General features: G+C 57.5%; 21 protein-coding genes. 16 read left to right on the forward strand and 5 right to left on the reverse strand.

Annotated features, from left to right (window positions below):
- The first annotated feature begins 47 nt into the window (after positions 1 to 47).
- From ACR0EL_RS07945 to ACR0EL_RS07955, 3 genes are all read left to right on the forward strand, one after another.
- Positions 48 to 1,490, forward strand: coding sequence for an aldehyde dehydrogenase family protein (locus ACR0EL_RS07945; protein ID WP_480499459.1), 1,443 nt, complete (start codon positions 48 to 50; stop codon positions 1,488 to 1,490).
- A gap of 117 nt (positions 1,491 to 1,607) precedes the next feature.
- Positions 1,608 to 2,060 carry a cupin domain-containing protein gene (locus tag ACR0EL_RS07950; RefSeq protein ID WP_480499267.1) on the forward strand — a complete coding sequence of 151 codons (453 nt, stop codon included), beginning with the start codon at positions 1,608 to 1,610 and terminating at the stop codon, positions 2,058 to 2,060.
- Positions 2,057 to 3,010 carry an NAD(P)-dependent oxidoreductase gene (locus ACR0EL_RS07955; protein ID WP_480499268.1) on the forward strand — a complete coding sequence of 318 codons (954 nt, stop codon included), beginning with the start codon at positions 2,057 to 2,059 and terminating at the stop codon, positions 3,008 to 3,010. Before ACR0EL_RS07950 ends, ACR0EL_RS07955 begins: the two co-directional genes overlap by 4 nt.
- Before the next feature lie 34 nt (positions 3,011 to 3,044).
- On the opposite strand, the gene ACR0EL_RS07960 is transcribed toward ACR0EL_RS07955, so the two are convergent.
- The 5 genes from ACR0EL_RS07960 to paaG form a co-directional block, all read right to left on the reverse strand.
- On the reverse strand, positions 3,045 to 3,683 hold the full coding sequence (locus ACR0EL_RS07960; RefSeq protein ID WP_480499269.1) for a DsbA family protein: 639 nt from the start codon (positions 3,681 to 3,683) through the stop codon (positions 3,045 to 3,047).
- Between the two features lie 135 nt (positions 3,684 to 3,818).
- Positions 3,819 to 4,415 carry a TetR/AcrR family transcriptional regulator gene (locus tag ACR0EL_RS07965; protein WP_353009688.1) on the reverse strand — a complete coding sequence of 199 codons (597 nt, stop codon included), beginning with the start codon at positions 4,413 to 4,415 and terminating at the stop codon, positions 3,819 to 3,821.
- Positions 4,416 to 4,418: 3 nt separating this feature from the next.
- Positions 4,419 to 5,729 (reverse strand): phenylacetate--CoA ligase PaaK, encoded by a 1,311-nt coding sequence (paaK, locus tag ACR0EL_RS07970; protein WP_480499270.1) that lies wholly within the window; start codon positions 5,727 to 5,729, stop codon positions 4,419 to 4,421.
- Positions 5,730 to 5,752: 23 nt separating this feature from the next.
- On the reverse strand, positions 5,753 to 6,178 hold the full coding sequence (gene paaI, locus ACR0EL_RS07975) for a hydroxyphenylacetyl-CoA thioesterase PaaI (protein WP_480499271.1): 426 nt from the start codon (positions 6,176 to 6,178) through the stop codon (positions 5,753 to 5,755).
- 2 nt (positions 6,179 to 6,180) lie between these two features.
- The gene (gene paaG / locus ACR0EL_RS07980; protein ID WP_480499273.1) at positions 6,181 to 6,966 is read right to left on the reverse strand and encodes a 2-(1,2-epoxy-1,2-dihydrophenyl)acetyl-CoA isomerase PaaG; all 786 of its coding nucleotides are present in this window, start codon (positions 6,964 to 6,966) and stop codon (positions 6,181 to 6,183) included.
- 103 nt (positions 6,967 to 7,069) lie between these two features.
- On the opposite strand from paaG, the gene ACR0EL_RS07985 reads away from it, so the two are divergent.
- From ACR0EL_RS07985 to ACR0EL_RS08045, 13 genes are all read left to right on the forward strand, one after another.
- The gene (locus ACR0EL_RS07985) at positions 7,070 to 9,103 is read left to right on the forward strand and encodes an FAD-dependent oxidoreductase (protein ID WP_480499274.1); all 2,034 of its coding nucleotides are present in this window, start codon (positions 7,070 to 7,072) and stop codon (positions 9,101 to 9,103) included.
- A gap of 68 nt (positions 9,104 to 9,171) precedes the next feature.
- On the forward strand, positions 9,172 to 10,191 hold the full coding sequence (locus tag ACR0EL_RS07990; protein WP_480499275.1) for a TRAP transporter substrate-binding protein: 1,020 nt from the start codon (positions 9,172 to 9,174) through the stop codon (positions 10,189 to 10,191).
- 57 nt (positions 10,192 to 10,248) lie between these two features.
- Positions 10,249 to 10,755, forward strand: coding sequence for a TRAP transporter small permease (locus tag ACR0EL_RS07995; protein ID WP_480499276.1), 507 nt, complete (start codon positions 10,249 to 10,251; stop codon positions 10,753 to 10,755).
- Positions 10,752 to 12,104 carry a TRAP transporter large permease gene (locus ACR0EL_RS08000; protein ID WP_480499277.1) on the forward strand — a complete coding sequence of 451 codons (1,353 nt, stop codon included), beginning with the start codon at positions 10,752 to 10,754 and terminating at the stop codon, positions 12,102 to 12,104. The genes ACR0EL_RS07995 and ACR0EL_RS08000 overlap by 4 nt, the downstream gene beginning before the upstream one ends.
- Positions 12,104 to 13,291 (forward strand): cytochrome P450, encoded by a 1,188-nt coding sequence (locus ACR0EL_RS08005; RefSeq protein ID WP_480499278.1) that lies wholly within the window; start codon positions 12,104 to 12,106, stop codon positions 13,289 to 13,291. The genes ACR0EL_RS08000 and ACR0EL_RS08005 overlap by 1 nt, the downstream gene beginning before the upstream one ends.
- 119 nt (positions 13,292 to 13,410) lie before the next feature.
- The gene (gene paaZ, locus ACR0EL_RS08010) at positions 13,411 to 15,441 is read left to right on the forward strand and encodes a phenylacetic acid degradation bifunctional protein PaaZ (protein ID WP_480499279.1); all 2,031 of its coding nucleotides are present in this window, start codon (positions 13,411 to 13,413) and stop codon (positions 15,439 to 15,441) included.
- Positions 15,442 to 15,490: 49 nt separating this feature from the next.
- A complete protein-coding gene (locus tag ACR0EL_RS08015; protein WP_480499280.1) occupies positions 15,491 to 16,306 on the forward strand; it encodes a PaaX family transcriptional regulator C-terminal domain-containing protein in 816 nt (271 codons plus the stop codon).
- Between the two features lie 171 nt (positions 16,307 to 16,477).
- Entirely contained in the window at positions 16,478 to 17,680 is a 1,203-nt protein-coding gene (pcaF, locus tag ACR0EL_RS08020) for a 3-oxoadipyl-CoA thiolase (protein ID WP_480499281.1), read from the forward strand.
- A 68-nt stretch (positions 17,681 to 17,748) separates the two neighbouring features.
- Positions 17,749 to 18,726, forward strand: coding sequence for a 1,2-phenylacetyl-CoA epoxidase subunit PaaA (gene paaA, locus ACR0EL_RS08025; protein ID WP_480499282.1), 978 nt, complete (start codon positions 17,749 to 17,751; stop codon positions 18,724 to 18,726).
- 23 nt (positions 18,727 to 18,749) lie between these two features.
- Positions 18,750 to 19,034, forward strand: coding sequence for a 1,2-phenylacetyl-CoA epoxidase subunit PaaB (gene paaB, locus ACR0EL_RS08030; protein WP_480499283.1), 285 nt, complete (start codon positions 18,750 to 18,752; stop codon positions 19,032 to 19,034).
- Positions 19,034 to 19,792: a 1,2-phenylacetyl-CoA epoxidase subunit PaaC gene (paaC, locus tag ACR0EL_RS08035; protein ID WP_480499284.1), complete on the forward strand. Its 759-nt coding sequence runs from the start codon at positions 19,034 to 19,036 to the stop codon at positions 19,790 to 19,792. Before paaB ends, paaC begins: the two co-directional genes overlap by 1 nt.
- Before the next feature lie 6 nt (positions 19,793 to 19,798).
- A complete protein-coding gene (paaD, locus tag ACR0EL_RS08040) occupies positions 19,799 to 20,260 on the forward strand; it encodes a 1,2-phenylacetyl-CoA epoxidase subunit PaaD (RefSeq protein WP_480499285.1) in 462 nt (153 codons plus the stop codon).
- A 13-nt stretch (positions 20,261 to 20,273) separates the two neighbouring features.
- Positions 20,274 to 21,347 (forward strand): 2Fe-2S iron-sulfur cluster-binding protein, encoded by a 1,074-nt coding sequence (locus ACR0EL_RS08045; RefSeq protein ID WP_480499287.1) that lies wholly within the window; start codon positions 20,274 to 20,276, stop codon positions 21,345 to 21,347.

Below are 21,347 nucleotides of genomic sequence, written 5' to 3' on the forward strand. Positions count from 1 at the left end.
CAGGAGCATCAGTGCTGGACCGAGGTCTTTCGAAAGGCATGATCAACATGAAAAACCTGAACACCCACTATATCGACGGTGCCTGGGTCGCACCCTTGTCGAGCACAGGCTTCCCGATCAGGAACCCGGCAAATGACTCAGTGATCGGCACGGTTGCGCTCGGATCGGCTGCGGATGTAGACCACGCAGTGGCCGCTGCGTCGCGCGCCTTTGCAACCTTCTCGAGAACCTCCAAGGCCGAAAGGCTTGCCTTGCTGGAGCGTTTGCTGGAGGTCTACACCGCACGTCTTGAGGACATGTCTTGGGCCATCACAAGCGAGATGGGTGCACCTATCGATATGTCGCGCCAAGAGCAGGCAGGCTGCGGGATCGAACACATCAAGGATTTCATCCGCGTGCTCAAAGACCACGACGCGCGCGAAACCCTGCCCAGTGGCGATGTACTGTATCGAGAGCCAATTGGCGTTTGTGGTCTGATCACGCCCTGGAACTGGCCGATCAGCCAGATCGCCCTTAAGGTCCTGCCCGCGCTTGCCGTTGGGGCCACCTGCGTGTTGAAACCTTCGGAACACACGCCCCTGTCCGCCGCTATCTTTGCCGAGATCGTTCACGAGGCCGGGTACCCTGCGGGCGTTTTCAACCTTGTGTTTGGCGACGGGGCTCAGGTCGGCTCTGCCATGTCGCGGCATCCGGACATCGCGATGATGTCCTTTACCGGTTCGACCCGCGCAGGCATCCTTGTGTCAAAGGACGCCGCAGACACGGTCAAACGCGTGGCGCTGGAACTGGGAGGCAAATCCCCCAATCTGGTCTTTGCTGACAATAGCGCCGATCTGAAAGCGCGCGTCGAAGCGTCTGTTATCAGCTGCTTCCACAACACAGGCCAATCCTGCAACGCCCCAACCCGGATGCTCGTCGAACGCAGCTGCTATGAAGAGGTCATCAACATCGCCGCTGCGGCCGCACAGGCGCAGACCGTGGGGGACCCCGCCCAACCCGGCGATCATATCGGTCCGCTTTTCGATCATATCCAATATGACCGTGTGCAGCGGATGATCCAGATCGGCATGGACGAAGGCGCGCGACTGATTGCCGGTGGCCTCGGCAAACCGGATGGATTTGAAAGCGGTTGGTACGCACAACCCACGATTTTCGCAGATGTGACAAACCAGATGGCCATCGCGCGGGAAGAGATTTTTGGCCCGGTTCTTGTTCTGATCCCGTTCGAGACCGAGGACGAGGCCATTCAGATTGCCAATGACACTGTCTATGGCCTGGCGGCTTACGTTCAGACGGGCGACGCCGAACGTGCCGAACGTGTCTGTGCCGCATTGCAGGCAGGTACTGTCACCATAAACGGACAAAGCACAAACTATGGCTCGCCATTCGGTGGTTACAAACAATCCGGCAACGGACGTGAAGGCGGGATCTTCGGGCTTGAAGACTATCTGGAACTGAAGGTCCGGGGCGGGCTTGGCCTGCCTGTCTAACCCATACGCAACAGGCCAGCCCCCGGCACTTTCCGCTGAGGGGGCTGGCTTTAAACACCGGACACAGCTTGCGGGCAACTTCGGTCAAAGAAACTTTTTTGCTTGGGAGGAAGCAATATGTCCGACATGGACCTCAACCTGGCTCTAGAGCCAAGCCCCGCAAGTGACACGCCGCAAAACCCCTGGTTTGCGTTTCGTGATGATGCCCCGATTGAGGGCGGTTTCGACCCCAAATTCGGAGATGTCACCTGGAGAACACTGATCTGCAAAGATCGAATGAACTCGGACGATATCGTGCTGGGCACAGCCCATCTTCCGGCGTTCGGTCGCTTGCCGCTTCATCGTCACGATCCGGCCGAGTTCTACTATTTTATGTCGGGCCACGGCGAAGTCACCATCGAAGGCAAAGCAACCGCTGTGTACCCGGGCATGGCGGTGTTTGTGCCTGGCGGTGCCGAGCATGGCGTGACCGCCAGCGAAGAGAGCCTTGAGTTTGTCTATGGCTTCGCCCAGCATCGTTTTGGCGATGTGGTCTACAACTTTTCAGAACAACAGGACGCAGAACAATGAAAATCGGATTTATCGGCCTTGGCAATGTCGGTGGCAAGCTGAGCGGCAGCCTGATCCGCAATGGGCACGATGTGATGGTCCACGACCTGAACGCCGAATTCGTAGCTGAAAAAGTTGCGCAAGGAGCGACAGCCGGGGACAACCCCGCCCAGATGATGCGGGAGTGTGACGTGGTCATCACCTGCCTGCCATCGCCTGCGGCCTGCGACGCCGTGCTGCAACAAATGATGCCCGAGGTACGCGAAGGTAAGATCTGGATGGAAATGTCCACCACCGATCAGGCCGAGGCCGTTCGTCTGGGCAATTTGGTCATTGCAGCCGGGGGCGCCGCGGTGGATTGCCCGGTTTCGGGCGGCTGCCATCGCGCAGATACAGGCAATATCTCGATCTTTGCAGGCTGTGATCGCGCCACGTTCGAACGTGTCCTGCCTTTGCTGACAACCCTCGGTCGTCGTGTACTGCACACGGGTGAGTTGGGCTCGGCCTCGATGCTGAAGGTGCTGACCAACTATCTGGCCACTGTTCATCTGGTGGCCAATACTGAGGCGCTGGTCGTGGCTAAGGCCGCCGGGATGAACCTCAACACCGCCTATGAGGCCATCGCGATATCGTCTGGCAATTCCTTTAGTCACGTAACTGAAAGTCAGGTCATCCTGAACGGGTCGCGCGATATCTCATTCACTATGGACCTTGTGAAAAAGGATATCGGGCTGTTTCAGGAGATTGCCGAGCGCAACAATGTGCCGCTGGAAATCTCGCCGCTGATCTGCAAAATCTTCGACGATGGCATCGCCCGCTACGGCGACCGAGAGCTTTCACCAAACATCATCCGCCGCCTGGAAGACGCAACTGGTCTGGACATCCGCGCCCCTGGCTTCCCAGCCGAGATGACAGATGATGAGCCTGAGGAACCCGGTTACGAGGTCACGCCAACCGGACTGGGACGTTAATAACGAGCAGGAGCTTGGGATCGGACATCTTGGTTCAATCAACCGATGGATTGGTCCATGTCGATGGCCGAAACGGTCGCTCAAGAGCGCGATCCACAAGACTCAGGTGGTCCTGCCCATAAAACGGGTCGCCATCCACGATATAGGTTGGTGACCCAAAGATGTTGCAAGCTCGCGCCCAGGCCGAGTTGTCGCGCAGTTTTTGTTGAATCTGCTCCGATCCGGCCTGATCCAGCAGCGTGGTTGGATTGTGACCCAACTCTGCCGCCACGGCCGCAAGCGTCTCGGTATCGGACAGGTCTGCGTCGTCGCGCCAATGGGCCTCGAGCAATCTATGAGCCATGGCGTCAGTCCCCTGCCCCGTCTCCCCCAGCGCGATGATCATGCCAGATGCCAAGCTGTAGTCCGCATCGTGATATGTCGGCCTGGACCGAATGACCGGGACATTGCGATACTCGGCCCATCGCTCGATTTCACGCCCGAAGAAGTAGTCCACATGAGCCTGCGTGCGCGCATGGAAAGGCAAACTTCCCTGCGCCTCAACTACTGGTGACAACAGGACCGGTTTGTGGATCAGAGTGACATCGTACTTGGCGCATATTCGGGCAAGTTCGGCAGAGCCCAGATAGGCAAAGGCAGAATGCGCGGAATAGACATATTCGATTGCTGACATATCGCTTTTATGTGGAAAGCCCACGGGAATGTATAGCGCGATTGCGCGTGACGTTTCTACGCGGACGCGCAGATCTCAAGATGCGGTTGGAATAGTTAGACGAAACCCGAAAATTGGACCCCACCAGGTCTGCGCCTAAAGCTTTCGAATACCGTGGACTGTCAGAGTGCAGACGAGGTCAGCATATTCTGTGCGCGCCTTTGTTCCGGCCCCGGTGTTCCACATGTAGTACCAGTTGAGCATCCCGAAGACCGACATGGTGGCGCCGCGCAGCTTGTCTTTGTCATCACGCAAGGTCTCTGGGGAAAGCTCCTTCAGGAGTTCGCGGATAAAGCTCACCATGTCCAACTGGTAGGCGCGCAGTGTTTTCTGCTGGTCTTGGGTCAAGGACCCCATGCCGCTGATCTGCACGCGATGTTCGTCATCGGCCCCTTGATAAGCGTAAAGGATTTCGCGCACAGCTTTGCGAAGTTTTTCTTCTGGGGTGAGCCCGCTCAGATCGACATTGCAAATGCGATCACGCAACTCACGAAGATAGGTCTCAAGGATGTCATAGAGAATGGCATCCTTGCTATCGTAGTAGTGGTATATGTTCGCCTTTGATATCCCGCATTCTTTTGCCAACAAAGTCATGGAGGCGCGGTCAAATCCCTGATCCGCAAAAATCTTTGCAGCGCGTTTCAGGATCTGTTCCCGCTTCTGGTCATGGTCTTTGGCGATTGTTCGGGCCATGGCCTATTCCTTGTCGCGGTTGTCGATGATGCGCTTTGCCTTGCCCTGAGAGCGTTCGACCTCGCCGGGATCACCTACAACAATTTCCGTTGAGACACCAACCATGTCCTTGATGCGTTTCGTCAGCATACGTGCCGCTGCCGTTTTGGACATTTCATCCGTCGACCCCTCGGTTGCCTCGACAAACACCCGCATCGCATCCATGCGACCGGATTTGTACAGCTCGATCTGATAGTGAGGGGCCAGACCGCCCGTCGCCATGACTTGCTCTTCGATCTGGCTGGGGAATACGTTGACACCCCGCAGGATCATCATGTCGTCACTGCGGCCCGTTATCTTGGCCATCCGCCGCATTGAACGCGCCGTTCCGGGCAAAAGGCAGGTCAGATCGCGCGTGCGATAGCGGATCATGGGTAACCCTTCTTTCGTCAGGGTGGTAAAGACCAGTTCGCCCGTTTCGCCATCCGGCAGCACCTCTCCAGTCGCAGGGTCGATGATCTCGGGCAGGAAGTGATCTTCCCAGATCACAGGGCCGTCCTTTGTTTCAACGCATTCGCTGGCCACACCCGGACCCATGATCTCGGACAGACCATAGATGTCGACCGCATGCATATCGAACGCGGCTTCGACCTCAGCGCGCATGGCATCGGTCCAGGGTTCCGCGCCGAAGATACCAACCTTGAGAGAGCTGTGCCGGGGGTCAAGCCCCGCCTTGTGGAACTGCTCTAGGATGTTGAGCATGTATGACGGAGTCACCATGATCGCGTCGGGTTGGAAATCTGTGATCAAACCAACTTGTTTTTCGGTTTGACCACCGCTCATCGGCACAACGGTCGCGCCCAGCCGTTCAATCCCGTAATGGGCGCCCAGACCACCGGTAAACAGGCCATAGCCATAGGCGTTATGGATCATATCACCTTTTCGCAAACCTGCAGCGCGCAGCGACCGCGCAACTAGATCCGCCCAATTGTCGATATCCCCTTGGGTATAGCCCACGACAGTTGGTTTGCCGGTCGTGCCGGATGACGCATGCAGTCGCACCAATTCCGAACGTGGAACCGCAAAAAGGCCAAAAGGGTAGTTGTCGCGCAGATCGTTCTTGTAGGTGAACGGGAATTTCGACAGGTCCGAGAGGTGCTGCAGATCATCGGGATGCACGCCTGCTTCGTCAAAACGCTGCTTGTACATCGTGACGTTATCATAGGCATGTCGAACGGACCATTTCAGGCGTTCAAGCTGTGTTGCACGGATTTCATCAATCGAGGCAATTTCTATCGGATCCAAATCCGCTTTGCTCGGTGAGAGGTCATCCATAGTGTTGCTCCTCCGACGTCGTTCTATTCTTCAAAATTCTGTCCGCCAATTGCACGTGACATGCCACGGAACTCGGCGATTACGGTGTCATCCTGGTTGGTGACGCGCACGTCATACACTCCGCTACGACCCGCAACCGTGGTTTCGGTGGCAGTTGCGGTCAACCGATCACCCAATTGCCCGGGCGCCAGATAGCTCATCATGGTGTGCTGTCCGACCGTCGCCACATTGCGGCTGTTGCACGCAAAGGCAAACGCGCTGTCGGCCAAAGCGTGGGTCACGCCACCATGGCAAATCCCATGCCCGTTGCAGTGATGCGGCGCGACGGTCAACGCCAGAACGGCGCGGCCTTCGTCAACTTCGACAAGCTCCATGCCAAACCACTTGCTGGCGGCATCATGGGCCCACATGGCGGCAGCGGATTTGGCTGCTCGTTCTTGAGGGGTCATTGTCATTTTCCCTGAAAATGCGGGGCACGCTTTTCAAGGAAGCTGGATACGCCTTCGGCATAATCCGCGCTTTCCCCACAGATTTTCATGGCATCTGCTTCGATTTCAAGGTGATCCGAAAGTGTGGTTGTCGCGGCAGTCTGAATGCACTGTTTGGTTTTGCCCAGCCCAACGGTTGGGCCATTGGCCAATTGGTTGGTCAAGGAACGAGCCTCGGTTAGCAACTCCTCATCAGGAAGCGCCTTCCAGATCAGACCCCATTCCTCTGCTTGGCGTGCGGACAAGGGTTGAGCGGTTAGCGCCAAACCTTTGGCTCTGGCCTCTCCAACCAGATGAGGCAAATGCCAACTGCCGCCCGTGTCAGGGATCAGTCCGACCTTGGCAAAGCTCTGAATGAATTTGGCACTTTCACCGGCCAGGACCACATCGCAGGCCAGTGCCAGATTGGCCCCGGCCCCGGCGGCGACCCCGTTCACTGCGCAGACAACGGGAACATTCAGCGACCGGATCAATCGCACCAACGGCGCGTAGTAGGTCCGGACGGTCACGCTCAGATCAGGTGGGCCATCCATTTTCGACGGGTCGCGGTCGCCAAGGTCCTGCCCGGCACAAAACCCACGGCCCGCGCCTGTTAGCAATATTGCGCGCGCACCGCTGTCGCGGGCGGACTTCAGGGCATTCTGTAACGCCTCATGCATCTCGTCATTGAACGCATTCAGCTTGTCGGGTCGATTCAGGGTGATTTCCACCCAATGCCCGTGGTTTTCCACTAGAATCGTATCGCTCATGACTGTCCCGTGTGGTGCCTGTTGAATTAAAGCATTGCATTAACCGAACGGTTGGTCAATATATGATTCAGTTTCGAATCCGAACCATCTGAAGGGCGCAGACATGCCGCATTCGTCACCTGTGAGCGTTGAACTAAGGGGCGATGTTGCGTGGGTCACCATTGACAATCCGCCTGTGAACGCGACCTCGGTCGGCGTTCGTCAGGGGCTGGTCGATGCCGTTGCCGCAGTCAAAGGCGCACGGGTTGCAGTGCTGCGATGCGCTGGCAGAACCTTTGTCGCAGGTGGCGACATGTCCGAGTTCGACAGACCGCCGGTCGAGCCACATCTGCCCGATGTCATTCAGATGATTGAAGACAGCGAGGTTCCGTTCATCGCCTGTATGCATGGCAATGTTCTGGGCGGTGGGTTTGAGATTGCGATGGCCTGCGCATGGCGCATTGCAGCACCCGGCACGGGCTTCGGACTGCCCGAGGTCAATGTCGGGCTGATCCCCGGCGCGGGCGGCACGCAGCGTTTACCCCGCCTTGTGGGGATGGATCTGGCGATTGACCTGGCCTGTTCGGGCAAGATCCTGAAAGCCGAGTCTATGCAACAGCACGGTGCCGTCGATCTGGTGGCAGATGCTTTGGAAGATGCGGTTGATCGCTTTGTCTCTGATTTGCCAGAACGCCCGGTGCCCGTCAGCCGGCGCCCTGTTGCTGGTTTTGCGCCTGACCTAATCGAGGCCTCGCGCAGTAAATTGGAGAAGCGCGCCAAGGGGCAGCAATCACCGATGGAAAACCTGACCGCACTAGGCTGGGCGACGGAACCATTTTCTGTGGGGCAACCGAAAGAACGCGCACTTCATATGGCGCTGCGACAAAGTTCAGAAAGCCGCGCCTTGCGGCATGCATTTTTTGCTGAACGCACAGTCTCAAAACCCGCGATGATCAAGGGTATCGAGGCGCGCGAAATTCATCGCATTGCCGTTGTCGGCGGCGGTTTGATGGGGGCTGGCATCGCAACTGCCGCGCTGAGCAGTGGATTGTCCGTTACGTTGATTGAGCGGGATACCGAGGCTGCAAATGCCGCTCATGACCGGGTTGACGGTCTGTTGAACGGTGCGGTCAAACGCGGAAAGATGACAGAGGCTGAATTCCAGAACGCCCTGTCCCGGTTTCGCGCCGTTGACAGCTATGCTGAGGCGGCCGACGCGCAACTGGCAATTGAGGCTGTGTTCGAGGATATCACGGTCAAACAACAGGTCTTTGCCGAATTGGCGCAGCACATGAGCGCCGAAGCCATTTTGGCCACCAACACCTCATATCTCGACCCGGTTGAAATTGTTGCGGGTATCGAAAACCCGGCGCGCTGCATCGGTTTGCATTTCTTCAGCCCGGCCCATGTGATGAAACTGCTCGAAATTGTGCATTCGCCCCAGACCGCTCCCGAAGTAGTAGCCACAGGCTTTGCACTGGGCAAGAAACTCCGCAAGATTTCCGTCCTATCGGGCATTTGCGACGGGTTCATCGGCAACCGTATGCTGGCAGCCTATCGCCGCGCAGCCGACTATCTGCTGGCAGATGGTGCCCTGCCCTATCAGGTAGACCAGGCGATGCGCGATTTTGGAATGCCCATGGGCCCTTACGAACTGCAAGATCTGACCGGACTACAGATCGCATGGGCCAATCGAAAACGCAATGCGGCAACGCGCGATTCGAACGAACGCTATGTAACCATCGCCGATCAACTCTGCGAGATGGAGCGATTTGGCCAGCGTTCGGGAAAAGGCTGGTATCGATATAACGCTGAGGATCGCAAACCGATCCGCGACCCCGAGGTTGAGGCGCTAATCGAAACCTATTCAGCCACCGAAGGTATTGCTCGGCGTAGTTTTAGCGCTCAGGATATTTCTTCGCGTCTTCTGGCCGTATTGGCCAACGAGGGCGACCTGATCATAGAAGAAGGGATCGCCGAAAACGCCGAGGCCGTCGATATGGTTCAAATCCACGGCTATGGCTTCCCGCGCTGGCGCGGAGGACCCATGAACTATCGCAATGAAATCGGAAGCCGCACGTCAGCGGCGACCATGCGGGTTGTGGCGAAAGAAAGCCCCGCGTCTTGGGTCATCGCAGCCCAAGCGAAACGCCAATAACATGTTGATAGTTACAAAAGTAACCATTAGCGCATTCTGAATGCATGTTTCAAAGGGAGGCACTGAACATGAAACTCACCAAGTTAAGCACCTTGCTGGCATCGGCCGCTTTGGCCGTTTCAGGCACCGTGGCACTGGCCGCAGATTATACGCTGACGATTTCCAGCTGGGCGCCGCCGACCCACGGCATCAACGCCAAGATGTGGCCAAAATTCGTTGAGATGGTTGAAGAGGCCACGGATGGCCAGGTCACCGCGGAACTGAAGCTGGGCATTGCGCCTCCGCCTGCGCAAATGGACCTGATCATGGACGGGGCGGCGGATGCCTCGATCATCTTCCACGGCTATCAGCCCGGTCGCTTTGTCACCACCAAAATGATCGAACTGCCCGGCTATGAGGGCTCGGCCGAGGCCGCATCGGTTGCCTATTGGCGCGCCTATGACACGCACCTGAAAGCCGCAGACGAACATCGCGGCGTGAAAGTGATTGCCCTGCACACCCACGGACCGGCGCAGCTGCATTCCAGCAACCCGGTTACCTCGCTGGACGAGGTTTCGGGTCTTAAGGTCCGTATCCCGGGCGGTGTCGGCGGCGATGTCGGTGCAGCACTTGGCGCAACCGGCATCCAGGTGCCGGCCCCGAAAGTGTACGAGACACTGGCGTCAAAAGCAGCAGATGGCGTTGTGATGCCGTTTGAATCCCGCAAGGGCTTCAAGCTGACCGAAGTGGCGCAGAACGTCTATGAAGTTCCTGGCGGTCTGTACCGCGGATCCTTCGCGTTCATCATGAATGAAGACACGTTTGCTGATCTGCCTGCTGAGCTGCAGCAAGCGCTGGAAGGGCAGGTATTTGGCGAACCGCTGAGCCGCGAAATTGGTAAAATCTGGGACGAAATTGATGCCATCGGGCGCGAAGCTACCGAGGGCACCGATGGCAATGCGATCAACACCGCGTCTGCCGAAGACCTTGAAAAGTTCAACGCGATTGCCGTGGATGTCCGTGCCAAGGTCATTGATGAAGTCAATGGCGCAGGCGTCGATGCGCAGGCAGCCTATGACCTGATCGTCAACGAAATGGCGTCGCAGTAACCAAGCCTGGCTGGCGGGAACGAACCGCCAGCCACCCTCAGCCTGCAGGAACTATACATGCAATCCTTTGTGACCTTTGCGCGTCGCGTCAGCGTCGCCCCGACGATACTTGCCTGTCTGGCGCTATTCGTGCTGATGGTGATGACGTTCTTCGACGTCGTGTTGCGATCAATCTTCAATGCACCGATTGAGGCGGCAACCGAACTGACGCGCATTCTGATGGCCATCCTCGTTTTTTCGGTCCTGCCAATGGTGTCCGCAGGAAAGGGCCAGATTGCCGTTGATCTGACCGACGGGCTGTTTTCACAATTCCGGCTTAGCCGCGCCAGGGATGCGATTGTCTATCTGATCTCGGGCATCATGCTGTTCTGGCCGATTCAGCGAGTCTGGATCCTTGCTGAACGGGCACGGGACTATGGAGATGTGACCGAGTACCTGTCGATCCCCGTTTTCTACATCGGCTGGTTCATCGCTGCATCCACTGCAGTCACTGCCGTTGCAATGATCACAACCGGGTTGCTGTACATCTTCGCGCCCCAAGTTCTGACGGAGAACCAGCAATGACTGCTGCGCTGATCGGTTTTGCCCTTGTTCTTGTTCTCGTACTTCTGCGCCTGCCAATCGTGTTTGCAATGGGTCTGGTCGGAACGCTCGGTTTTGCATACGAACGCGGAGGCAGCATCCTATCCGAACGCGGTTTGAAAGCGGCCATGTCGATGGTCGGTCGTCAGATCACCGACACGGCACAAGACTACGGCCTTTCGGTTATTCCGCTGTTCATCCTGATGGGGTTGTTCGTGAACAAAGGCGGGCTGGCGCGCGAACTTTACGCCGTATCAAATGCGTTTCTTGGCCACTTCAAAGGCGGCATCGCGATGGCTACGGTTGCGGCCTGTGGTGGGTTTTCTGCGATCTGCGGCTCGTCTCTGGCCACCGCAGCCACGATGTCCAAAGTCGCGATGCCGGAAATGCGCCGCTATCGGTACTCGGATGAGCTGTCGACTGCCTCAATCGCGGCAGGTGGTACGCTAGGTATCCTGATCCCACCCTCTGTGATCCTTGTGATCTACGGTTTGTTGACCGAAACATCTATCGGCAAACTGTTCGTCGCCGGGATCATCCCCGGTGTACTGGGCATCATCTTATACCTGTTTGCAGTCCGCTGGACCGTCTGGCGCAAACCGGAATCGGGACCGGCTGGCGAGAAGCATGGTTGGGGTGAGAGATTGAAGGCCCTGCGCTCGGTCTGGGCTGTGTTACTGCTGTTCTTTCTGGTCATTGGCGGGCTCTATGGTGCCTTTGATTTTCACCCACTGAACCTGACATTCAGCCCGACGGAAGCCGCTGGTATGGGGGCCATGGGCGCCTTTCTGATCGCCCTGTCGCGTGGCGGGCTGAGCCTGAGTTCCACGTTTGAAGTTCTGAAAGAAACCACGTTTACCGCAGCAGCCCTGTTCTCGGTCCTGATCGGGGCGCAGATATTTTCGAACTTCATCAATCTTGCGGGTTTGCCTGAAGCGCTGATCGCGTTGGTCACCGCATATGATGTAGAACCCTTTGTGGTGATCCTGATGATCCTATGCATCTACATCATCTTGGGCTGCGTGTTTGAATCGCTGTCGATGCTCCTGCTGACCGTGCCGATCTTCTTCCCACTGGTGACATCACTTGGGTATGATCCGATCTGGTTCGGCATCGTGGTTGTTGTCGTGACAGAGATCAGCCTGATTACACCGCCAGTTGGCCTGAACGTGTTCATACTGAAAGGCGTGGTCGGGGATGTCTCGACCGGAACGATTTTCAAAGGTGTAACGCCTTTCTGGATCGCCGATATCTTCCGTCTGGCCCTGATCGTTCTGGTGCCGTGGCTTGTACTGGTCCTGCCTGAGCACATGGGGGCGATGGGTCACTGATGTTTTCCCTGACCGCGCTTCCAGACGGGTTTCACCAGGACCCCTATCCAACCTATGCCGCATTGCGCGAGGACATGCCGGTTTGCCCGCAGCCTGACGGCTCAGTGATCCTGTCGCGGTACGCGGATCTGGATCTGGTCTATCGGGATACAACGCGGTTCATCTCGGACAAGAAGGCGGTGTTTGGCCCGAAATATGGGGTCCACAGTCCCCTATACGAACACCACACCACCAGCCTGGTATTCAATGACCCGCCCTTGCATACCCGTGTCCGAAAGGTGATGGTCGGGGCGATGAACCCGCGCGCTTTGGCGCAGATGGAGCCGGGTTTGATCGAGCTGGTCGATGCTCTGCTGGATCAGATGCAGGCCAAGGGCAGCGTCGAGTTAATCCAGGATTTTGCCGGAGCAATCCCGATTGAAATCATAGGCAACCTGCTGGGCATTCCCCGATCCGAACGCGGACCCTTGCGCGATTGGTCTCTGGCCATCCTTGGTGCGCTAGAGCCCCAATTGACACCCGAACAGGAAAACTGGGGTAATCGTGCGGTTACCGAGTTCAAAGAATTCCTGCGCCATGTCGTTGACGACCGAAGACGCAATCCCGGCAACCCGGACACGGATGTTCTGACCCGGTTGATGCAGGACGACGCGGAAGGTGGCCTGACCGAGATTGAGCTGTATCAGAACTGCATTTTCATCCTGAACGCAGGGCACGAAACCACGACAAACCTGATCGGCAACGCGCTGGAGCTGCTGCACCGACACCCGGATAAACGGGCCGAGTTGCTGACCTCTCCTGACCTCATCACCCCAGCCGTGGACGAGTTCCTGCGCCTGGAAAGCCCAAACCAGTTTGGCAACCGCCTGACGACCGAAGAGGTCACGTTTCATGGTCATGCCATCCCGGCGGGTACAGATATTCATCTATGCATCGGGGCCGCCAACCGGGACCCAAGGCAGTTTGACCGGCCTGATAACGTGCAGCTGGACCGCAGGCCCAACAAACATCATGCGTTTGCCGGTGGTCCACATACCTGCGTCGGCCTGACCCTTGCCCGGATGGAAGGCAAGATCGCGATCAGCCGCTTTTTGAACCGTTTTCCAAACTATCAGATCACAGACGGCGCAATACGCGGCGGGCGCATCCGTTTTCGCGGCTTCGCCCAGTTACCCGCAGAGGTTTGAATTGACCAGAACAACAAACAGGCAGTCGTTAAATATTGACCGACCATACGGTTAAATAATATGCTTATCTTTACCGCGCGCAAGCCCGCGCAGATCATCTCAGGACTGAGGAGTGGCTCATGACAATCCAGCAGATTTCAAGTTTCGCAGCGGGCGTATGGATTGCCCCGGGCGACGGCGCCCGCACTATTGCCAGCGCCGTAACGGGCGAAGTGATCGCGACCGCTGGCAACAACAGCTTGGATGTGCAGGGCATGCTGGACTATGCCCGAAACACTGGCGGGCCTGCGCTGCGTAAGCTGACCTTTCACGAACGCGCCAAGATGCTCAAGGCGCTGTCTCTGCATCTGGGGCAGCACAAGCAGGCCATGTATGACCTGTCGTTTAATACAGGGGCCACGCAATCAGATCACCTGATCGATATCGATGGCGGGATCGGCACCATGTTCGTTTTCGCATCAAAAGGCCGCCGCGAGATGCCGGACGGACACGTGTATCTGGACGGTGACGTCGAGCAGCTGTCGCGTAACGGCACATTTTTGGGCCAGCACATCTGCACCCCACTGCAAGGCGTGGCGGTCCATATCAATGCGTTCAACTTTCCGGTTTGGGGCATGCTGGAAAAGCTCGCCCCGACTCTGCTGGCCGGTGTTCCAGCGATCGTCAAACCGGCGACGAATTCCTGCTATGTCACCGAACTGTGCGTGCGACTGATGCTGGATTCGGGCATTTTGCCAGCCGGAGCACTGCAGCTTGTTTCAGGCGGTTTGGGGGATATGCTGGATCGTCTGACTTTGCAGGATATGGTCAGTTTTACTGGTTCGGCCGACACGGCACTAAAACTGCGCTCCAACCCTGTCATTCTTGAGAATTCGGTACGGTTTGTTGCCGAACAAGACAGCCTGAATTGTTCGGTTCTGGGCCCCGATGCTGAACCGGGAACGCCGGAATTTGACCTGTTCATCAAAGAAGTTCAGCGGGAGATGACCACAAAGGCGGGTCAGAAATGTACCGCAATCCGACGGATCATCGCGCCTAAACCACAGGTACAGGCGGTGATCGAAGCCCTTTCCGCGCGCCTGTCCAAAACGGTCATCGGCGACCCGAGACTTGAAACCACGCGCATGGGAGCGCTGGTCTCGAATGCTCAAAAACGGGATGTTCTGGAAAAAGCCGCGACCATTGGGCAAGAGGCCGAGCGTGTGTTTGGCGATCCGGATGACTTTGCCGTTGACGGCGCAGATGTCGAAAAAGGGGCATTCCTGCCACCGATGCTGTTCCATTGCGCCAATCCAGATGCGGCAACGCGCGTCCATGACACCGAGGCCTTCGGCCCGGTCAGCACCATAATGGGATACCGAGATACCGATCACGCGATTGAGCTGGCGAACAAGGGACAGGGCTCTTTGGTTGCATCGGTCATCACCCATGACACGGATGTCGCTTGCAAATTCGCCATGGGCGCGGGGGCCTATCACGGGCGGCTTTACTTCAACAACCGCGACTCGATGAAAGAATCCACCGGCCATGGCTCACCCCTGCCCCATATGGTTCATGGCGGCCCCGGTCGCGCAGGTGGCGGCGAGGAAATGGGCGGCGTGCGGGGTGTAAAACACTATATGCAGCGCACGGCCATTCAGGGGTCTCCGGACATCCTGGCCGCGATCGGGTCCAAATGGGTTCCGGGCGCAACCGAAATCAAAGGGCCCGCCCACCCCTTTACCCGACGCTACAACGATCTTGAAATCGGCGAGACACTCGTCACGGCGCCGCGCGTTGTAACGATGGATGATATCGAACATTTCGCCGAATTCACGGGCGATACATTCTATGCGCACATGGATCAGGCCGCGGCGGAGAGGAACCCGTTCTTCCCCGGTCGCGTCGCGCACGGATACCTGCTGTTGTCCTTCGCCGCCGGGTTGTTTGTCGAACCGAACGAGGGCCCTGTCCTGGCCAATACTGGCCTTGATGGGTTGCGCTTTATGAAACCGGTTGTGCCGGGGGACACCATCAAGGTGCGCCTGACTGTAAAGTCGAAGACGAAACGCAATGATCAGTATGGCGAGGTACGCTGGCACGTCACGCTGACCCAGCAGGATGATGAACTTGTCGCTGAATACGAACTGCTGACCATGGTGGCCTACTAAAGGCTTCGGGCCGGATGGCAATTCAATCCGGCCCGCCTATACTGCGGTCATGAAAGACGCACCCAACGACTGGTTTGACTCCTGTGTCGGTCGACTGACATCCACCGACTCCCTGCGGGTGTGGTCGGTCTTGGTCACGATTTTTGGCGATCTTGCGCAAAACAAATCGGACCAGATAAGCGGTTCACTTATTACAGCGTTGACGGGTCGCGTTGGCATCAAGGCTGAGGCAACAAGGGTTGCCTTGCATCGCTTGCGCAAAGACGGGTGGATCGAAAGCACCCGCATCGGGCGCGCAAGCACCCATCACCTCACGGACTATGGGCGCAATCAAAGCGCTGCAGCCGCACCGCGCATTTATGGGCGTGAAGTCAGCATGCCGGATATCTGGCACGTGCTGATTGCAAACAACTCCGACACATCCCGTAAAGAACTGGCTGACCTATTGTTGACCGGGGATTATGTGTCACTCAACCCGGCAACAGCTATGGCGCCGGGGCCGATGCCGGATGATCTGGAGGATTTGCTGGGCTATGAGACCAGCGCCATTTCTGTTCCTGACTGGTTGCAAGACCTGTTCGGGCCGCAGCCGTTGAAAACCGCATATGCTGATTTCCTAGAATCTGTTCATATCGTCGATGGCCTTCTACCTAGAACCGGTGCGGATGATCCGATGGAAACCGCGATGTTACGCGTTCTCATCGTACACAATTGGCGCCGCATCGTATTGCGCCACCCGGTGTTGCCAGCAGATTTCCTTCCCGCCGATTGGAAAGGGCCTGAATGCCGAGCGGCCGTTTCTGATCTTCTGGACCGGTTGCCCCGGCCAAAGCTCTCTGCGCTGGAAGCTGAATTGAACAGCTAAGCTTGATCACGGCCAACTCGTGCCAAGCATCGGTGGTGACGATTCGATATGTTACCGTTATTTCCGCAACCGCCATTTCTTGGTAACATGATACTTGCCTCGAATCGGTAGAAACCCTATAAACCGACCATACGGTCTATGAATAACGTGAACACCTAGGAGACCTCACGGATGGATGCATTCATTTGCGATGCGACGCGCACTCCGATCGGGCGGTATGGAGGTGCGTTGTCCGCGATCCGCACGGATGATCTGGCGGCCATTCCGCTAGCCGCTTTGAAAGAGCGGAACCCGCAAGTGGACTGGTCCAGCGTGGATGACGTCATCTATGGGGATGCCAATCAGGCTGGTGAAAGCAACCGGAACGTAGCGCGGATGGCTGCCTTGTTGGCCGGATTGCCGGTCGAGGTGCCAGGAACCACAGTGAACCGTCTGTGCGCCAGCAGCATGGATGCGGTTGGGATGGTGGCTCGCGGGATCAAGGCAGGAGACTATGACCTGGCAATCGCGGGCGGGGTCGAAAGCATGTCCCGCGCGCCTTTTGTGATGCCCAAAGCGACATCCGCGTTCACGCGCAACAATGCGGTTTATGACACAACGATTGGCTGGCGCTTTGTGAACCCCAAGATGCAGCAGGCCTATGGCATTGATTCAATGCCACAAACCGCTGACAACGTGGCCGAAGACTACGGCGTCAGCCGCACAGATCAGGACAGTTTCGCCGCGCGCAGTCAAGCCCGGTGGGCCGCCGCGCACAAAGCAGGTCTGTTCGCGGATGAGATCACCCCGGTCTCGGTTCCACAGCGCAAAGGCGATCCGGTTGTGATCGATACCGATGAGCACCCGCGCCCGGGCACAACGGCAGAAAAACTGTCGGGCCTTAAAGGGGTGAATGCACCAGACAATACAGTAACGGCAGGCAATGCATCGGGCGTCAACGACGGCGCGGCAGCGATACTGATGGCGAATGAAGGGGCGGCCGCAAAGAATGGCCTCACTCCGATCGCGCGCGTTGTGGGCATGTCGGTTGCCGGGGTTGAACCGCGCATCATGGGGATTGGCCCGGTACCGGCCAGTCGCAAGGTGCTGGCCCGGGTCGGGCTAACCATCGAACAGATGGATGTGATAGAGTTGAACGAGGCCTTTGCCTCCCAGGGATTGGCGACGCTCAGAGAGTTGGGCCTACCCGACGACGCAGCGCATGTGAATCCAAATGGAGGCGCAATTGCCTTAGGTCACCCGCTTGGCATGTCCGGCGCGCGATTGGTGCTGACGGCTGCGTATCAACTACGCCGGACAGGCGGTCGTTACGCGCTATGCACTATGTGCGTGGGCGTTGGACAGGGTGCCGCTTTGATTTTGGAACGGGTTTGACGGGCAGATCACCGAACGGGCCGTGCTGATCGGTTCAAGTCTGGGTCAACCCGAACGGAGGACACAAGATGTACGCACAAATGGTTAAATCCGAGGCCACAAATGATGACCCCGAAAAGCTTGCGGAATTTCAGGCAAAGATCGACGCGGACATCAAGATCGAGCCGAAGGATTGGATGCCGCAAGGCTATCGCAAAACGCTGATCCGCCAGATCGGTCAGCACGCCCACTCTGAGATCGTTGGACAACTGCCCGAAGGCAACTGGATCACGCGCGCGCCCACATTGGAGCGCAAGGCAATCCTGCTGGCAAAGGTTCAGGACGAGGCCGGGCACGGGCTGTACCTGTATTGCGCGGCAGAAACACTGGGCGTCAGCCGGGACGAGTTGACCGAAATGCTGCTGGACGGCCGCATGAAATACTCATCGATATTCAACTATCCCACGCTGAACTGGGCCGATATCGGCGCGGTCGGCTGGCTGGTCGATGGGGCCGCGATCATGAACCAGGTGCCGTTGCAGCGCACGTCTTACGGGCCGTATTCGCGCGCCATGATCCGGATCTGCAAGGAAGAAAGCTTCCACCAGCGTCAGGGCTATGATGCCATTCGCAAGATGGCCGAAGGCACGCCCGAGCAGAAGAAGATGGCACAGGATGCCCTGGACCGGTTCTGGTACCCATCGCTGATGATGTTCGGGCCATCGGATAAGGACTCGGTTCATTCGACCCAATCGATGGCCTGGAAGATCAAGATGAACACCAATGACGAGCTGCGTCAGAAATTCGTCGATCAGACCGTGCCGCAGGCCGAATTCCTAGGCCTGACCATCCCCGATCCAGACCTGAAATGGAACGAAGAACGCGGCCACTACGATTTCTCGGAACCCGACTGGTCCGAGTTCTTTGACGTCATCAAAGGCAACGGGCCTTGCAACACAGATCGTCTGGCCGCGCGGAACAAAGCCTGGGACGACGGGCAATGGGTGCGCGACGGCCTGCTGGCCCACGCAAAGAAGAAACGCGCTGGTCAAGTGGCCGCTGAATAAGCCTGACCTGAGGAGGAAACCCGATGAAAAACGAATGGCCCCTGTGGGAAGTCTTTATCCGCGGTCAGCACGGTATGAGCCATCGCCACGTCGGCTCGCTGCACGCGGCTGACGCGGAAATGGCGATCAAGAACGCACGCGATGTCTACACCCGCCGCAACGAAGGAGTGTCGATCTGGGTGGTCGAAGCGAACAACATTTCGGCCTCATCCCCCAGTCACAAGGGCCCGCTATATGAGCCCAGCGAAAGCAAGGTCTACCGTCACCCGACATTCTTCGACATTCCCGATGAAGTGGGGGCGATGTGATGAGCCGCAACGAAGCCTTCCTGCAGTTTCTGCTGAGAATGGGTGACAACACGCTCATCCTGGGTCATCGCGTCAGCGAATGGTGCGGTCATGCGCCTGTGCTGGAAGAAGATATCGCGCTGGCCAACACTGCGTTGGATCTGATCGGCCAAACCCAGATGTGGCTGGGGCTTGCGGGCGAAGTGGAAGGCGGCAAAAGCGCGGATGACTTGGCGTTCCTGCGCGACGTTTGGGATTTTCGCAACGTTCTGCTGGTCGAGGTTCCAAACGAAGACTTTGGCCGGACGCTGATGCGCCAATTCCTGTTTGATGCATGGCATTCGATCATGCTAGGGCGTCTGATCAAATCGTCAGACGACCGTGTCGCGGCCATTGCGGCCAAGGCCAGCAAAGAGGTCGCCTATCACCTGGAACGCTCAAGCGACACGGTTGTTGGGTTGGGCGACGGAACGGCGGAAAGCCATGACCGGATGCAGGCGGCGCTGGATTATCTGTGGCCTTATGTGGGTGAGATGTTCGCCAGCGATGAGGTGGACTCCGAGATGGTGGCAGCGGGTATCGCGCCCAACCCTGCCCATCTGCGCGCCGAATATGACACATTGGTCCAACGTGTTCTGGCGGATGCGACGCTGACCATCCCCGACAGCACATTTGCGCACAAGGGCGGGCGTACCGGGCAGATGCATACCGAGCACCTTGGACACCTGCTGACTCAGATGCAATGGCTGCAACGCGCCTATCCCGGCGCTAGCTGGTAGGCCCACATGGAACGGGTGCCAACTGACCAGATTTGGGAATGGCTGGATGCAGTTCCTGACCCTGAAATCCCTGTGATTTCAGTGGTCGATCTTGGGATCGTGCGCGATGTGCACTGGGATGCGGGCACACTGACTGTGACGGTTACCCCAACCTATTCCGGTTGCCCTGCGACCTCAGTCATCAGCATGGACATCGAAACGGCGCTACGGGATCACGGGATCAAGGATCTGAGGATCGAAACCACCATCGCACCCGCCTGGACCACAGATTGGCTGAGTGACAAAGGCCGCGCCAGGCTGGAAGAATACGGGATCGCCCCCCCGCAACCGGCAGGCGGCCCCAAGCGTTGCCCGCATTGCGGCAGCAAGGCAGTTGAAAAAGTCAGCCAGTTTGGCTCAACCCCGTGCAAGGCGCATTGGCGTTGCACCCACTGTCTGGAACCCTTCGATTACTTTAAGTGCATCTGAGGAGAAGCACCGGATGGCACGTTTCCACGATCTGAAAGTTACCGATATCCACAAAACGATCCGCGATGCGGTGGTTGTGACGCTCGAACCTGTGAATGGTGCAGCTGAAGAATTCAACTTTACCGCCGGTCAGTACCTGACATTCCGGCGCGACTTTGAGGGCGAAGAACTGCGCCGGTCTTATTCGATCTGCGCAGGCAAAGACGATGGCGTTCTGCAGGTAGGCATCAAACGGGTCGATGGAGGCGCGTTCTCAAACTGGGCCAACGCTGAGCTGAGTATCGGTGACATTGTGCAGGCCATGCCGCCCATGGGCAGCTTTCATGCTCCGATAGATGAAAACGCCGCAAAGCAGTATCTCGGCTTTGCCGGTGGGTCTGGCGTGACACCGGTTCTGTCGATCCTCAAAACCACCCTCGCCCGCGAACCCCAATCGCGGTTTACGCTGATCTATGCCAACAAAGGCATCAACACGATCATGTTCCGCGAGGAATTGGAGGACCTCAAGAACCTCTATATGGGCCGCTTGAATGTCATCCATATTCTGGAAACGGATTCCCAGGAAATCGACCTGTTCACCGGGTTAGTCACACAGGAAAAATGCGCTGAGTTATTCAAGCACTGGGTCGATATCGAAAACGTCGATACAGCGTTTATCTGCGGGCCCGAACCGATGATGCTGGGCATTGCCGCCGCCCTGCGCGACCACGGGTTGGAGGACAGCCAGATCAAGTTCGAGTTGTTCGCCAGCGCGCAGCCCGGTCGTGCAAAGCGCAAGGCAAGCGCGGCGGATGCCTGCCGGACGGACAATCAGACCAGTGCGTCCATTACTCTGGACGGCTCAACCCAGACACTGACCATCCCCAAGGACATGTCTGTGCTTGATGCCGCCCTGGAAAACGCGATGGACGCCCCTTACGCCTGCAAGGCCGGCGTGTGTTCAACCTGTCGCTGCAAGGTGCTGGAAGGTGAGGTTGAGATGCTCGCCAACCATGCGCTTGAGGATTACGAGGTTGCGAAGGGCTACGTGCTTAGCTGTCAAGCCTATCCGCTGACAGACCGCGTGGTCGTGGATTACGATCAGTAG

The sequence above is a fragment of the Ruegeria sp. AH12 genome (assembly GCF_056541465.1).

Coding starts and splice junctions, on each gene's coding strand:
- ACR0EL_RS07945 (WP_480499459.1), top strand. CDS start 48: ATGAAAAACCTGAACACCCACTATATCGACGGTGCCTGGGTCGCACCC.
- ACR0EL_RS07950 (WP_480499267.1), top strand. CDS start 1,608: ATGTCCGACATGGACCTCAACCTGGCTCTAGAGCCAAGCCCCGCAAGT.
- ACR0EL_RS07955 (WP_480499268.1), top strand. CDS start 2,057: ATGAAAATCGGATTTATCGGCCTTGGCAATGTCGGTGGCAAGCTGAGC.
- ACR0EL_RS07960 (WP_480499269.1), bottom strand. CDS start 3,683: ATGTCAGCAATCGAATATGTCTATTCCGCGCATTCTGCCTTTGCCTAT.
- ACR0EL_RS07965 (WP_353009688.1), bottom strand. CDS start 4,415: ATGGCCCGAACAATCGCCAAAGACCATGACCAGAAGCGGGAACAGATC.
- paaK (WP_480499270.1), bottom strand. CDS start 5,729: ATGGATGACCTCTCACCGAGCAAAGCGGATTTGGATCCGATAGAAATT.
- paaI (WP_480499271.1), bottom strand. CDS start 6,178: ATGACCCCTCAAGAACGAGCAGCCAAATCCGCTGCCGCCATGTGGGCC.
- paaG (WP_480499273.1), bottom strand. CDS start 6,966: ATGAGCGATACGATTCTAGTGGAAAACCACGGGCATTGGGTGGAAATC.
- ACR0EL_RS07985 (WP_480499274.1), top strand. CDS start 7,070: ATGCCGCATTCGTCACCTGTGAGCGTTGAACTAAGGGGCGATGTTGCG.
- ACR0EL_RS07990 (WP_480499275.1), top strand. CDS start 9,172: ATGAAACTCACCAAGTTAAGCACCTTGCTGGCATCGGCCGCTTTGGCC.
- ACR0EL_RS07995 (WP_480499276.1), top strand. CDS start 10,249: ATGCAATCCTTTGTGACCTTTGCGCGTCGCGTCAGCGTCGCCCCGACG.
- ACR0EL_RS08000 (WP_480499277.1), top strand. CDS start 10,752: ATGACTGCTGCGCTGATCGGTTTTGCCCTTGTTCTTGTTCTCGTACTT.
- ACR0EL_RS08005 (WP_480499278.1), top strand. CDS start 12,104: ATGTTTTCCCTGACCGCGCTTCCAGACGGGTTTCACCAGGACCCCTAT.
- paaZ (WP_480499279.1), top strand. CDS start 13,411: ATGACAATCCAGCAGATTTCAAGTTTCGCAGCGGGCGTATGGATTGCC.
- ACR0EL_RS08015 (WP_480499280.1), top strand. CDS start 15,491: ATGAAAGACGCACCCAACGACTGGTTTGACTCCTGTGTCGGTCGACTG.
- pcaF (WP_480499281.1), top strand. CDS start 16,478: ATGGATGCATTCATTTGCGATGCGACGCGCACTCCGATCGGGCGGTAT.
- paaA (WP_480499282.1), top strand. CDS start 17,749: ATGTACGCACAAATGGTTAAATCCGAGGCCACAAATGATGACCCCGAA.
- paaB (WP_480499283.1), top strand. CDS start 18,750: ATGAAAAACGAATGGCCCCTGTGGGAAGTCTTTATCCGCGGTCAGCAC.
- paaC (WP_480499284.1), top strand. CDS start 19,034: ATGAGCCGCAACGAAGCCTTCCTGCAGTTTCTGCTGAGAATGGGTGAC.
- paaD (WP_480499285.1), top strand. CDS start 19,799: ATGGAACGGGTGCCAACTGACCAGATTTGGGAATGGCTGGATGCAGTT.
- ACR0EL_RS08045 (WP_480499287.1), top strand. CDS start 20,274: ATGGCACGTTTCCACGATCTGAAAGTTACCGATATCCACAAAACGATC.